At 41.8% G+C, this 13,657-nt stretch carries 13 protein-coding genes; all 13 read left to right on the forward strand.

From position 1 onward, the window contains the following. Positions 1-141: 141 nt before the first annotated feature. The 13 genes from BK139_RS00005 to ftsZ all read left to right on the forward strand — a co-directional run bounded on the left by BK139_RS00005 (position 142) and on the right by ftsZ (position 13,552). Positions 142-1,602 carry a UDP-N-acetylmuramoyl-L-alanyl-D-glutamate--2,6-diaminopimelate ligase gene (locus BK139_RS00005; RefSeq protein WP_076255619.1) on the forward strand — a complete coding sequence of 487 codons (1,461 nt, stop codon included), beginning with the start codon at positions 142-144 and terminating at the stop codon, positions 1,600-1,602. Between the two features lies 1 nt (position 1,603). Beyond that, entirely contained in the window at positions 1,604-2,053 is a 450-nt protein-coding gene (locus tag BK139_RS00010; protein WP_076255620.1) for a hypothetical protein, read from the forward strand. 2 nt (positions 2,054-2,055) lie between these two features. After that, on the forward strand, positions 2,056-3,030 hold the full coding sequence (gene mraY, locus BK139_RS00015; RefSeq protein ID WP_076255622.1) for a phospho-N-acetylmuramoyl-pentapeptide-transferase: 975 nt from the start codon (positions 2,056-2,058) through the stop codon (positions 3,028-3,030). After that, positions 3,031-4,383, forward strand: a complete 1,353-nt coding sequence (gene murD / locus BK139_RS00020; RefSeq protein ID WP_076255624.1) for a UDP-N-acetylmuramoyl-L-alanine--D-glutamate ligase — start codon at positions 3,031-3,033, stop codon at positions 4,381-4,383. It abuts the gene before it with no gap. 170 nt (positions 4,384-4,553) lie between these two features. After that, positions 4,554-5,654 carry a stage V sporulation protein E gene (spoVE, locus tag BK139_RS00025; protein ID WP_048007890.1) on the forward strand — a complete coding sequence of 367 codons (1,101 nt, stop codon included), beginning with the start codon at positions 4,554-4,556 and terminating at the stop codon, positions 5,652-5,654. 284 nt (positions 5,655-5,938) lie between these two features. Then, positions 5,939-7,042: an undecaprenyldiphospho-muramoylpentapeptide beta-N-acetylglucosaminyltransferase gene (murG, locus tag BK139_RS00030; RefSeq protein ID WP_076255626.1), complete on the forward strand. Its 1,104-nt coding sequence runs from the start codon at positions 5,939-5,941 to the stop codon at positions 7,040-7,042. Positions 7,043-7,108: 66 nt separating this feature from the next. Continuing rightward, the gene (gene murB / locus BK139_RS00035; protein WP_076255628.1) at positions 7,109-8,017 is read left to right on the forward strand and encodes a UDP-N-acetylmuramate dehydrogenase; all 909 of its coding nucleotides are present in this window, start codon (positions 7,109-7,111) and stop codon (positions 8,015-8,017) included. Between the two features lie 192 nt (positions 8,018-8,209). Then, positions 8,210-9,001, forward strand: a complete 792-nt coding sequence (locus BK139_RS00040; protein ID WP_076255631.1) for a cell division protein FtsQ/DivIB — start codon at positions 8,210-8,212, stop codon at positions 8,999-9,001. Beyond that, positions 8,949-9,680, forward strand: coding sequence for a DUF881 domain-containing protein (locus BK139_RS00045; RefSeq protein WP_076255633.1), 732 nt, complete (start codon positions 8,949-8,951; stop codon positions 9,678-9,680). Before BK139_RS00040 ends, BK139_RS00045 begins: the two co-directional genes overlap by 53 nt. A gap of 69 nt (positions 9,681-9,749) precedes the next feature. Then, on the forward strand, positions 9,750-10,481 hold the full coding sequence (locus BK139_RS00050; RefSeq protein WP_076255636.1) for a DUF881 domain-containing protein: 732 nt from the start codon (positions 9,750-9,752) through the stop codon (positions 10,479-10,481). Then, positions 10,481-10,849 carry a small basic family protein gene (locus BK139_RS00055; RefSeq protein WP_019381715.1) on the forward strand — a complete coding sequence of 123 codons (369 nt, stop codon included), beginning with the start codon at positions 10,481-10,483 and terminating at the stop codon, positions 10,847-10,849. The genes BK139_RS00050 and BK139_RS00055 overlap by 1 nt, the downstream gene beginning before the upstream one ends. A 122-nt stretch (positions 10,850-10,971) precedes the next feature. Further along, positions 10,972-12,258, forward strand: a complete 1,287-nt coding sequence (gene ftsA / locus BK139_RS00060; protein ID WP_076255638.1) for a cell division protein FtsA — start codon at positions 10,972-10,974, stop codon at positions 12,256-12,258. Positions 12,259-12,406: 148 nt separating this feature from the next. Then, positions 12,407-13,552 carry a cell division protein FtsZ gene (gene ftsZ, locus BK139_RS00065; protein ID WP_076255640.1) on the forward strand — a complete coding sequence of 382 codons (1,146 nt, stop codon included), beginning with the start codon at positions 12,407-12,409 and terminating at the stop codon, positions 13,550-13,552. Positions 13,553-13,657: the final 105 nt, after the last annotated feature.

Genomic DNA, 13,657 nt, shown 5'->3' on the forward strand with positions numbered 1-13,657 from the left:
GCCCGTAAAGGCCCGATTGGTTCAACTAACAATTAGCGGGGAAAAAGCACTCCCCACTAATTGAAGTTTCACTTTATACTGATCAGTTTTATTAAATAAGGGAATAGTTTGCTCTGTTTTAACATGAGAGGAATGGTAAAGATGGAATTACATAAACTGCTGCGATTTTTACAGCCTTATATGACATATAAAGGGGAAAACCCTGAAATCACAGCGATTGTTAACGATAACCGAAAAGTTCTGCCTGGAAGTCTGTTTATTTGCATTGAGGGCTATACGGTGGATGGCCATGATTTTGCAGCTTCTGCTGCCGAAAAAGGCGCAGCAGCGATAGTGGCCCAAAAAGAGCTGGACTTAGATATCCCGGTTATAGTAGTTAATAATACAAAACGGGCGATGGCCGTGCTGGCTGATGCTTTTTATGGACAGCCGAGCAAGCAGCTTCATTTAATTGGCATAACAGGGACTAATGGCAAAACAACAACAAGTCATTTAATTGAAAAGATTCTTGCAGACGCAGGAAGGAAGACCGGCTTAATTGGCACGATGTATACGAAGATTGCCGATGAAACTTTTGAAGTGAAAAATACTACTCCTGAAAGCCTGACTTTGCAAAGCACATTTAGAAAAATGGCAGATGCAGGTGTGGATTCAGCTGTAATGGAAGTGTCTTCTCATGCACTTGTTGAAGGCCGTGTTCATGGCTGTGATTTTAATATAGCTGTATTTACGAACCTGACACAGGATCACCTGGATTATCATAAAACGATGGATGAATACAGGAGAGCAAAAGGGCTGTTGTTTGCCCAGCTTGGAAGCGCCTATAATCATGGAGAACCGAAGTATGCCATTTTAAATTCAGATGACCCTGCCTCCGCAGAATATGAAAAAGCGACAGCTGCTCATGTCATTTCCTACGGAATTGATCAGGAAGCTGATCTGCGGGCTATTAATATTCAAATGACTGCTGCCGGTACGGAATTTGACTTAATTTCCCCATTCGGGAAGCATAAAGTTTCTTTAAAAATGATAGGAAAGTTCAGCATCTATAATGTACTGGCAAGTATTGGTGCTGGTATCGCTGCAGGCATATCAATCTCTCAAATCATTAAATCTGCAGAAGAAGTTAAAGGAGTTGCCGGCAGATTTGAAACCGTAGATGCAGGCCAGGATTTTTCTGTGATTGTTGATTATTCACATACACCGGACAGTCTGAAAAATGCACTGGAAACGGTAAAGCAATTTGCCCTGAAGCGCATTTTCGCCATCGTGGGCTGCGGAGGAGACAGAGACAGATCCAAACGTCCGTTAATGGCAGAAATTGCATGCCAGTACAGTACAGACCCAATTTTCACTTCAGATAATCCGAGAAGTGAAGATCCAATCCAAATCCTGAGAGATATGGAAGAGGGAGTAAAAGATGAAAGTTATAAAATAATCGTCGATCGAAAAGAAGCCATTCACTATGCGGTGAAAAATGCCAGTGCAGGAGACGTTATCTTAATAGCAGGAAAAGGTCATGAGACCTATCAGATAGTAGGCAGCCATGTTTTTGACTTTGATGACCGTCTGGTGGCAAAAGAGGCTATAGAGGAGCGATAAAATGTATTTGACGTATCAGGATTTAGCGGAATTGTTTCCGGCTGCCAAAGGAATAAAGGATCATGAGCTGGAATTTCATACCGTGGCATCGTCCTCTTCTGACCTGCAGCCAAAAGGAATTTATATTCCTTACGAGGAAGACGGAAATCTGAAGGAAGCTATTGAAAGAGGGGCTGTTGCTGCAATCTGGAATGAGAATGCCGAGACGCCGTCATACACCCCAAATCATTTCCCTATTTTTTATACAAACGACTTAACGAAAGGCTTAAAGGATATCATGGAATTATATATTAATAAATTAAGTAAAGCAGAAGAAAAGATGAACACAACTAATTTTCTTATTTCGAATGAAGAAAGTCTTAAAGAAAAAGAAACAACATATGATATTGCTGTAATGGCTGCAAGATTAGCGGAAACTGCGGGTAATGCCAAACGCGAAAGGAGGGGATAAGTATGATGGAGCAAGTTATTTTTTTCACAATATTGGCAGGTTTTTTAATTACGGTATTGCTGTCTCCCATATTTATTCCCTTCCTGAGAAGGTTAAAATTTGGGCAAAGCATCCGTGAAGAAGGCCCGAAATCCCATATGAAGAAGACAGGTACTCCGACAATGGGCGGGATTATGATTCTTCTTTCCGTCACGGTGACCACTTTATTTATGACCAGTAAATTTTCACAGCCTGCAGTAGAAACATATTTGCTGCTTCTGGTTACCCTGGGGTTTGGACTCCTCGGTTTCCTGGATGATTTTATTAAAGTGGTTTTGAAGCGTAATTTAGGCCTGACTTCAAAACAGAAGCTTCTGGGCCAGATTATTATTTCAGTGATTTTTTATTTTGTTTATAAGCAGAATGACTTTTCAACAGAGGTACATATTCCGCTGACAGATATTTCGATTGATTTGGGCTGGGGGTATGTTTTATTTATTATTTTCTGGCTGGTCGGATTCTCAAATGCTGTCAATCTGACAGATGGACTTGATGGACTTGTCTCCGGGACTGCCGCAATCGCTTTTGGAGCATTTGCAGTACTGGCCTGGAATCAATCCCAATTTGAAGTATCCATTTTTTCTGTAGCAGTAGTTGGAGCAGTATTGGGTTTCCTTGTCTTTAACGCCCATCCTGCAAAGGTGTTTATGGGAGACACGGGCTCACTGGCTCTTGGCGGTGCTATTGCGACCATAGCCATCCTGACAAAACTTGAAATCATCCTGATTATTATCGGCGGGGTTTTTGTTATTGAAACATTATCTGTTATTCTACAGGTGGCCTCCTTTAAAACCACCGGCAGACGGATTTTCCGCATGAGCCCGCTTCACCATCATTATGAATTGGCAGGCTGGTCAGAATGGCGGGTTGTTGTTACGTTTTGGACGGTTGGGTTATTGTTTGCAATTTTAGGAATTTATATTGAGGTGTGGGTGTAAGTGAAAGAAGTCAATCGCTATAGACATAAGAAAATATTAGTACTGGGGCTGGCGAAAAGCGGAGTGAGTGCAGCTTCCCTTTTACATAAGCTTGGAGCATTTGTGACTGTTAATGATTATAAGCCGCTTGCAGAAAATCCTGAAGCACAAGGACTGCTTGAGCAGGGGATTACAGTTATTTGCGGTGGCCATCCCATTGAACTTCTTGAAGAGGGGTTTGAGCTGATTGTGAAAAATCCCGGTATACCTTATCATAATCCAATGATAAAAGGAGCCCTTGAAAAGGGCATACCGGTTATTACAGAAGTGGAGCTTGCCTATCAGGTTTCTGAAGCTCCTTTTATTGCGATTACTGGCACTAATGGAAAAACGACAACGACTACTCTTGTGTTTGAAATGCTTCAGGCAGGGAGCAAGATGCCGCTGATAGCTGGAAATATTGGTACAGTAGCTTCAGAAGTTGCCCAGAATGCCGCGGAAGAAAACAATATCGTGATTGAGCTTTCATCGTTTCAGCTGATGGGCATTCAGGATTTCAGGCCGAGAATTGCCATTTTAACCAATTTATATGATGCCCATTTGGATTACCATGGCACAAGAGAAGATTACCATGCAGCCAAAGCAAACATAACGATGAATCAGACTGAACAGGATTATTTCATTGTCAATGCCGACCAGGATAAAGTAATGGAATGTGCTGCCCGGTCAAAGGCTCAGATCATTCCTTTTTCGACTTCCAAAGTCCTGTCTGAAGGTGCATATGTTAAAGATGGCTGGATTTATTTTAATGATGAACAAGTGATGGAAAGAAAAGATGTATCATTGCCAGGAGAGCACAACCTTGAAAATATCCTTTCGTCAGTGGCTGCTGCCAAGCTGACAGGAGTCGGGAATGAAGCCATCAGCCGGATTCTGAGCTCGTTTACAGGTGTAAAGCACCGCCTGCAATATGTTGGGGAATATCAAAATAGGAAATTTTATAATGATTCTAAAGCAACGAACATCCTTGCAACGAAGAATGCAGTCGCAGCATTTGATCAGCCTGTTCTTCTTCTTGCAGGAGGTCTTGACCGCGGAAATAGCTTTGATGAACTCATTCCATCTCTTAAAAAGGTAAAGGCTCTGGTAACCTTTGGCCAAACTGCTGAAAAGATTGAAAAAGCAGCAATGGAAGCGGGAATAAAAACAATTGAGCGTGTCGATAATGTTGAAAACGCCGTACCAGCAGCCTTCAAGCTTTCGGAGCCGGGAGATGTGATTCTGCTTTCTCCTGCCTGTGCAAGCTGGGACCAATATAAAACTTTTGAGGTTCGGGGAGACATGTTTATAGATGCGGTGCATAAACTTAGTTAAGGGCTTGTCTGCGGGACTAAGAAACTTTCAGCAAAGGCATTCATCTTCCTCGCGTGGCATTTAGAGCTATAAAAAAGAAACAATAGACTGCCTGAAAGCGGGTAAGCTTATTTCGGCAGGGTATATTATTCTACTTGACAGCCCTAAAACTTGCATTCGAGGTGTTTTCGTTGCCGGCTAAAAAAACCACTCCCGATTTTATATTAATGATCGTCACTTTAACGCTGCTTGCTGTAGGATTGACTATGGTATACAGTGCCAGTGCAATTTGGGCAGATTATAAATTTGACGATTCTTTCTTTTTTGCGAAAAGGCAAATGCTTTTTGCCGGAGTCGGAATTATTGCGATGTTTTTTATTATGAATGTGGATTACTGGACCTGGAGAACTTGGGCAAAAGTGTTAATTATCATCTGTTTTGTGCTTTTGCTACTGGTGCTGGTTCCGGGCGTAGGCAATGTGCGAAACGGTTCCAGGAGCTGGATTGGCGTTGGTGCATTTTCCATACAGCCTTCGGAGTTTATGAAGCTTGCCATGATTGTGTTTATGGCAAAATTCCTCTCCGAAAAACAAAAGCTGATCACTTCTTTCCGAAAAGGTCTTGTACCATCTTTAGGGCTGGTGTTTCTAGCATTTGGATTAATTATGCTGCAGCCTGATTTAGGGACTGGAACTGTAATGGTGGGTACCTGTGTTGTCATGATTTTCATTGCAGGGGCCAGAATCAGCCACTTTGTCTGGTTTGCCGCTGCAGGTCTGGCCGGATTTGTGGCACTGGTTCTGTCAGCCCCTTACAGAATAAAGAGGATTACATCCTTTCTTGACCCATGGGAGGACCCGCTGGGAAGCGGTTTCCAGATTATCCAATCCTTATATGCAATTGGGCCTGGAGGGCTGTTCGGCCTTGGTCTGGGACAGAGCAGACAAAAGTTTTTCTATCTTCCTGAACCGCAGACAGATTTCATTTTTGCCATTTTAGCTGAGGAACTTGGGTTTATTGGCGGATCTTTTGTCATATTGTTATTTGCCCTTCTCTTATGGCGAGGCATCCGCATAGCTCTTGGCGCCCCTGATTTATATGGGAGTTTTTTGGCTGTTGGGATTATAGCAATGGTCGCTATTCAGGTAATGATCAACATCGGGGTTGTAACAGGTCTGATGCCTGTTACGGGCATCACGCTTCCATTTCTGAGCTACGGGGGATCTTCCCTGACACTGATGCTAATGGCTATAGGGGTTCTGCTTAATATTAGCAGATATGCAAGGTACTAGCGCATTTATAACATGCATTTTAGGAAACCCTGTGAAGCAGGGTTTCTTTTTTGGAAGCAATAACAAATCCGGCACGCTAAATTATCAAACTTCTTTGCAATTTTGCACATTATTACATTTCTTTAACATTATGATGTTCGTTCCTATCTATTTGTTTTGAATATAGTAGAATAGGGAAATGAGGGGGAGTGTTTGCACTCCAACACGCTATGGCCCTTTATAAATATTTACCGAGGCTTAACAAATGAATGCTATAGATTATAACTCTTTTATGAGGTGAAAGAATGAAAATTGCTGTTAGCGGCGGAGGAACTGGCGGTCATATATATCCGGCACTTGCGCTTATAAGACAAATTCAGAAAGAACATAAGGATGCTGAATTTTTATATATTGGAACTGAAAAAGGGCTTGAAAACACGATTGTGAATCGTGAAAATATCCCTTTTAACTCAATACATATAACCGGTTTTAAAAGAAAAATCTCCTTGGATAATGTGAAAACTGTCTTAAGGTTCCTGAAAGGCGTTCGTGACAGCAAAATGATGCTTAAGGAATTTAAGGCAGATGTTGTCATCGGTACAGGCGGATATGTATGCGGACCTGTTGTATATGCTGCTTCCAAGCTTGGGATCCCAACCATAATTCATGAGCAAAACAGTGTCCCTGGATTAACCAATAAATTCTTAAGCAGATATGTAGATAAAATTGCAGTTTGTTTTGAAGAAGCAAAGGCTTTTTTTCCGGAAACTAAAACCGTCATGACAGGGAATCCGCGTGCATCAGAGGTTTTGGGACAGGATGGAATCAGGGGAAGGCTATCTGCAGGATTAAAGACAGGAGTTCCTGCTGTGTTAATTTTTGGCGGCAGCAGAGGAGCAAGGCCGATAAATGATGCAGTATTAAAAACACTGGCTGAGCTTGGTGAAAAGCCATATCAGGTTCTTTATATTACAGGTGATGTGCACTATGAGGATGTGCAAAAAGAAGTAGAGCTTGTGGGAAATCCTGAAAACGTAATTATCAAACCATTTATTCACAATATGCCAGAAGTGCTGGCCGGAGCCAGCCTTGTCGTATCACGTGCAGGAGCCACCACATTGGCAGAAATAACTTCTTTAGGCATTCCAAGCATATTAATCCCGAGCCCGTATGTAACAAATAACCACCAGGAGAAAAATGCAAGAGCGCTTAGTGACCATGGTGCTGCAGAGCTATTGCTTGAAAAAGAATTAACAGGCAAAAAACTTATTGATAGCATTGACCGAATTATTCTCGATAAAGATAAAATGGATAGCATGAAGGAAGCTTCGAGAAAACTTGGAATCCGGGATGCATCAAATAGACTTTACAAACTAATGGCAGAATTGGTTTCAGATAGCGGAAAGTAGCCCTGAATCGTTAATTTGCATAGAATAAATAAATTTAGGTTGAAATCAATAGAAAGGGAGGTAAATATGGACGGATTTATCAGCAAACTTAGAGAATTAAACATTGGAACAATCAAAGAAAATGAACCAATGGCTAATCATACAACAATGAAGATTGGCGGTCCCGCCGATTTGTTTATTGAGCCTTCTTCCATAGAAAACCTGGCAAAAGCGATGGAATTGATCCGTCAATTTGAATTGAACTGGAGAGCGATTGGAAGAGGATCGAATCTGCTCGTATCTGATGGCGGCATAGAAGGCGTGGTCATTAAATTGGGCCGCGGCATGGACCACATGGATCTTAATGGAACAGAGCTGAAAGCTGGCGGCGGTTATTCATTGGTAGCTCTCTCCACCATAATCAGTAAAAAAGGCTTGTCAGGACTTGAGTTTGCCAGCGGGATTCCCGGGTCGGTAGGCGGAGCAGTTTATATGAACGCTGGTGCTCACGGTTCAGATATTTCGCAAATTCTGACCAAGGCACATGTTCTTTTTGAGGATGGGAAAATGGGCTGGCTCACGAATGAGGAAATGGAATTTTCTTATAGAACCTCCGTTCTTCAAAAGAAGCGTCCAGGAATTGTTCTTGAGGCCGTTTTTCAGCTTACAGAGGGAGACCGGGAAAAAATATCCTCCGCTATGCAAAAGAATAAGGATTACAGGAAGGAAACTCAGCCTTGGAACTTCCCATGTGCAGGCAGTATTTTCCGTAACCCGCTCCCTGAATATGCCGGTCATCTCATTGAGAAAGCCGGCTTGAAAGGCCACTCCATTGGAGGTGCTCAAATTTCCAATATGCATGGGAATTTCATCGTGAATGCAGGAGATGCAAAAGCGGAAGATGTCCTGGCGCTTATTCAGCATATTAAGGATACAATCTTTGATATGTACGGAGTAAAAATGGAGACAGAAGTGGAAATAATCGGTCGAAAGTAACGGGAAATAATACCTCACAGATACCATTTATTGTGATATAATGATTAATTAGATAACAGTATATGCAGTGTTAACGGCATGTTTCACATGCCGTTCTCTTCCCTAATTTTTTAATTGCATAAATTGTGCTGGACAAGCCATTTGATTAATTTAATTTATTGTCCTTGCGCTTTTCTTGATGGGGTGATAAATGTGGAGAAAAGTAAGGTTGTCTCGCTTGAGGATCGAATCCCGAAGCTTAAGCAGCAAAGAAAAAAGAAAGCGAACAGAAGGCTGATCTTTTTGCTGCTGCTTTTTTTCTCGCTGATTGTTTTAGTTATCTACTTTCAATCGCCCTTAAGCCATATTAAACAAATTAAAGTATCCGGCAATTCAATTTATGATAAAGAAGAAATTATCCAAATCAGCGGTGTTACTGAAAAAACAAATATTTGGAAGGTTGATGAAGAGGGTATGGAGGGTAAGCTTAAAGAGCTGCCTGAAATAAAATCTTCAACTGTTAAGATTCAGCTGCCAAGCACAATCATTATACAGGTAGATGAATTAAAGCGCATTGCCTACATAGCGAAAGAGAAGCACTACCTTCCTGTAATGGAGAATGGGAGCATATTAAAGGATGAAAAAGCTGCAGAGATCCCTGTTAACGCACCAATCCTAAATGGCTTTTCTGAGGGTGACATCCTTGATATGATGATCGGAGAACTGGAAACACTGCCCGAAGAGGTATTAAATTCAATTTCAGAAGTCCACCACTCTCCAAAAAAGACAGATTCCAATCATATTACTTTGTATATGAATGATGGTTTTGAAGTCAGCGCTACACTAAGAAGTTTTTCAGAAAAAATGGCACACTACCCTTCTATCATAAGCCAGCTGGATCCCGAAAAAAAGGGAGTCATTGACTTGGAAGTAGGCTCTTATTTTAAAGCTTATGAAAAAGAGGGAGCTGAAGAGATTGAAGAAGAAAATGAAGGTGAAGGGTAATCATGTAATATTCTCCCTGGTCTTTCTCGTTCTGGGTTACATGATGGCTTTTTCCTATCACCTTACACAGGGAGAAGAAGAAAAGCCGGCATTAAGCGGGAAGCAATGGGAAAGAGACCTGGAGCTCCGTAATCAGCTTGTTGAACTGGAGGAAAAAAACAGAGCTCTTCAAAAAGAATTAAATCAAAAGCAGGAAAACGTTCTTGATATTGAAAAGGAGCTTTCACAGGAAGCACAGGTTTATTTTAATCTAGCCGAGGATGCTGAAAAGTACCGGATGCATCTTGGAAAAGTTAAAGTAAAGGGCCCGGGTGTTGAAGTTACTCTTGCAGATGGCGATTATGATCCTGATGAAGATAACATTAATAATTATATTGTACATGAACACCATGTCTTTAAAGTAATTAATGAGCTCTATATTTCCGGTGCTTCCGCAGTTGCCATAAACGGGCAGAGGCTGTCGCATAGTTCATATATTGTATGCAATGGGCCTGTGATAGAAGTAGACGGCTATCAGCATCCTGCCCCTTTTGTCATTACTGCCATTGGTGATGCCGAAGTTCTTTCGTCAGCTCTGAATCTCACAGGCGGGGTGAAAGATACATTGGTAGATGAAAACATCCAATTCACTTTAGAGGAAAAGGGCGAAATTATCATTGAACCATTACTGGGTTCGTAAAGCCAAACCAGCATTCGTATAAAATTTGTCCACAGAATAATTTATTCGGGAAAGCAAGGTGGAATTAAAGTGGACAGCAAAAAGAAGTTAAGCTTTACCTTTATAACAGTTGTAATTGGCTTTATGATTGCCATACAGTTTCAAACAGTTAAGGAACCGGCTGTCCGTGATACGAGAGATACGTGGGAGCTTAGAGCTGACATCCTTAAAGAAAAAGAACTGCAATTAAAACTTTTGCGTGAAATCAGTTCAAACGAAGAGAAAATTGCCCAATATGAAACAAAGCGCAAACAAAGCAAAGAACAAGTGCTTCGTGAGACACTGAAGGAATTAAAAATGGAAGCCGGATTAAGTGAAGTGACGGGACCTGGCATAATCTTAACCATAGAACCGGTGCATGAGGAGCTGCTCCTGGGCAAGCAGGCTGATTCTGTTTCCCCTGATTTACTTAAGCGACTGGTAAACGAGTTAAATATGTATGATGCCATGCACATATCTATTGGAGGCAGAAGGGTCATCAACACTACCGTCATAAGGGACATTAACAGGGAGACCATGATAGACGGTTATGCCTTAAAATCCTTGCCTATTGAAGTGAAAGTAATCACTGAGAATGTTCAATCTGCAGAGAAGCTTTTTAACCGCATGCAGGTATCAAAATCTGCAGAAGAATTCTTCATTGACAATCTTCGGGTAAAGGTGGAAAAGTCTGCAGAGCCAATTACTGTTCCTGCATATGACGAGGCGTTGAGAATCAGATATATGGAGCCTGTGAAACCTGATGAAGGAGGCAAATCATAATGTGGCTTCCCGTTTTAGGATTGATCATAGGTGTGATACTTGGACTTATGACAGATATAAAAGTGCCGGATGAATACTCGAATTATCTGTCCATTGCTGTTCTTGCTGCATTGGATACTCTATTCGGCGGGATTCGGGCGCAGCTTCAAAACATTTATGATGAAAAAGTTTTCGTTTCCGGTTTCTTTTTTAACATCCTGCTGGCAGCAAGTTTAGCTTTTCTGGGTGTGCATCTTGGTGTAGACTTGTATTTAGCAGCAGTATTTGCTTTTGGGGTCAGGCTATTCCAGAATATTGCGGTCATCAGAAGAATATTAATTGCAAAATGGTCTCAAAACAGAGAAAAAACAGAAAAAAATGATATTTAAAAAAGGGAAAATATTAGTTTTGACGAATAATTTTATAGATAAACTAACTTATTAAAACAAATAACAGCAAAAAATTATTGTTGTTCAATATTCGGAATAGCAAAAAAAGGAGGTGCCAGAGAATGAACAGCAATGAAATATATGTTAGTCTTGACATCGGTACATCCAGTGTAAAAGTAATCATTGGGGAAATGGTCAATGACTCTTTAAATATTATTGGTGTTGGCAATGTACATTCAGAGGGGCTGCGCAAGGGCTCTATTGTTGATATAGACGAAACAGTTCATTCTATTAAAAAGGCAATCGAACAGGCTGAGAGAATGATAGGTATGGAAATAAAAAATGTGATTGTGGGAATAACAGGCAATCATGTTATGCTTCAGCCATCCCATGGTGTTGTCGCGGTCTCTAGTGAAAATAGGGAAATAACAGACGAGGATGTTGCTAGAGTTATAGATGCGGCACAAGTTGTATCGATCCCGCCGGAAAGGGATATCATCGATGTCATTCCAAAACAGTTTATTGTCGACGGATTGGACGAGATCAGTGATCCCCGAGGAATGATTGGTGTGCGCCTGGAAATGGAAGGCACCATTATTACCGGATCAAAAACGATTTTACATAACACACTGCGCTGTGTGGAACGCGCTGGCCTTGAAATCATGGATATTACACTACAGCCTCTTGCGGCAGGTGCATTCGCATTATCCAAGGATGAGAAAAATCTTGGAGTTGCACTTGTTGATATTGGCGGCGGCTCCACAACCATTGCCATATTCGAAAATGGTTATTTAAAGGCAACCAGTGTCCTTCCTGTAGGTGGAGACCATATTACAAAAGACTTGTCAATCGGACTCCGTACTTCTACAGATGATGCAGAAAAAATTAAAACAAAGTATGGCTATGCGTTCTATGATCATGCATCCGAAGATGAGGTATTCAGTGTGCCCATCATTGGAAGTGATCAGCATCAGCAATTTAATCAGCTGGAGATTTCAGATATTATAGAAGCGCGAATGGAGGAGATTTTTGATCTTATCCAGCACGAAGTGAAACGTATTGGTGCAAAAGATCTTCCTGGCGGCTATGTATTATCTGGGGGTGTTGCGAACACTCAGGGGATCCTTGAACTGGCACAGGATGTTTTCCAAAACAGAGTCCGCATTGCAATTCCAGATTATATTGGAGTAAGGGAACCGCAGTACACAACTGCAGTTGGATTGATTAAGTTCGCATATAAGAATGCTAAAATACAGGGCAGAAAAATGGAGCAGCCAGTGACTGTCCCTGAAGCAAAAGAAAACCGAGTGCAAAAACCGCAACCGCAACCAAAAACAAAGCCGGAAAAACAGCCGGAAGAAAAGATCACATCAAGAGTTAAAAAGTTCCTCGGATACTTTTTCGAATAACTTGATTTGATTCGCAAGGGTTAGGGAAACGGAATCGAAAGCCATACGGCGGATAGAAAAAGCACTGCAGCCCCATTATGGGAGTGCGTTAAAAAGCGAATCAAATAAGGGTGTTCTTAGGAATGTCGACGAATTAGGAGGATAAGTCATGTTGGAATTTGATACAAATTTGGATTCATTAGCAACTATAAAAGTCATCGGCGTTGGAGGCGGCGGTAACAATGCAGTAAACAGAATGATTGAGCATGGTGTTCAAGGTGTCGAGTTTATTGCAGTTAACACGGATGCACAGGCGCTGAATTTATCAAAAGCAGAAGTGAAAATGCAAATCGGAGGCAAGCTTACAAGAGGGCTTGGAGCTGGTGCCAACCCTGAGGTAGGCAAAAAAGCAGCAGAAGAAAGTAAAGAGCAGGTAGAAGAAGCACTTAAAGGTGCGGATATGGTATTTGTTACTGCTGGTATGGGAGGAGGAACTGGAACCGGAGCGGCTCCAGTAATCGCCCAGATTGCACGCGATTTGGGTGCTCTTACTGTCGGTGTTGTTACGCGCCCTTTCACCTTTGAAGGCCGCAAGCGTTCCACTCAGGCAGCCGGCGGAATTGCTGCTATGAAGGAAGCGGTTGATACACTGATCGTGATTCCAAACGACAGGCTATTAGAAATCGTTGATAAAAGTACGCCAATGCTTGAAGCATTCCGCGAAGCGGATAATGTTCTTCGCCAGGGTGTTCAGGGTATTTCCGATTTAATCGCTGTCCCGGGATTAATTAACCTTGACTTTGCAGATGTGAAGACAATCATGTCAAATAAAGGTTCAGCCCTAATGGGAATTGGTGTTGCTGCAGGAGAAAACCGTGCAGCAGAAGCCGCGAAAAAGGCGATTTCATCTCCTTTACTCGAGACATCCATTGATGGCGCACAAGGCGTCTTAATGAATATTACCGGCGGGTCGAATCTAAGCCTTTATGAAGTACAGGAAGCTGCTGACATTGTTGCTTCGGCATCAGATCAGGACGTAAATATGATCTTCGGTTCTGTTATAAATGAAAATCTTAAAGATGAGATCGTAGTGACGGTCATTGCAACGGGATTTAATGAAGAAGTGATCCAGCCTAAGCCTATGAGGCCATCATTTGGACAGCCTAAGTCTGCTCCAAATATGGGAACAGCTATGAAGCGTGAGCCAAAGAGAGAGGAAGCTCCACAGGAAACTGTAAGAAGCAGCCAATCTCATCAGCCGGAAGAAACGTTGGATATCCCGACGTTCCTTCGCAATCGTAACCGCAGAAGATAATATATGAATGAAAAAACACCTGGAATCAGCTCGATTCCAGGTGTTTTTACAATTGTCATCAAAGTTTTTACACATTTAAGCACGGCTCAAAGTGATGAGCCATGC

The organism is Paenibacillus sp. FSL R5-0490 (assembly GCF_001956215.1).
GTDB lineage: Bacteria > Bacillota > Bacilli > Bacillales > Cytobacillaceae > Cytobacillus.

What these genes read in the sequence shown, in the direction of transcription:
- BK139_RS00005 (WP_076255619.1), top strand. Translation starts at nt 142, where the DNA reads ATGGAATTACATAAACTGCTGCGATTTTTACAGCCTTATATGACATAT.
- BK139_RS00010 (WP_076255620.1), top strand. Translation starts at nt 1,604, where the DNA reads ATGTATTTGACGTATCAGGATTTAGCGGAATTGTTTCCGGCTGCCAAA.
- mraY (WP_076255622.1), top strand. Translation starts at nt 2,056, where the DNA reads ATGATGGAGCAAGTTATTTTTTTCACAATATTGGCAGGTTTTTTAATT.
- murG (WP_076255626.1), top strand. Translation starts at nt 5,939, where the DNA reads ATGAAAATTGCTGTTAGCGGCGGAGGAACTGGCGGTCATATATATCCG.
- murB (WP_076255628.1), top strand. Translation starts at nt 7,109, where the DNA reads ATGGACGGATTTATCAGCAAACTTAGAGAATTAAACATTGGAACAATC.
- BK139_RS00045 (WP_076255633.1), top strand. Translation starts at nt 8,949, where the DNA reads ATGAAAAAGAGGGAGCTGAAGAGATTGAAGAAGAAAATGAAGGTGAAG.
- BK139_RS00055 (WP_019381715.1), top strand. Translation starts at nt 10,481, where the DNA reads ATGTGGCTTCCCGTTTTAGGATTGATCATAGGTGTGATACTTGGACTT.
- ftsA (WP_076255638.1), top strand. Translation starts at nt 10,972, where the DNA reads ATGAACAGCAATGAAATATATGTTAGTCTTGACATCGGTACATCCAGT.
- ftsZ (WP_076255640.1), top strand. Translation starts at nt 12,407, where the DNA reads ATGTTGGAATTTGATACAAATTTGGATTCATTAGCAACTATAAAAGTC.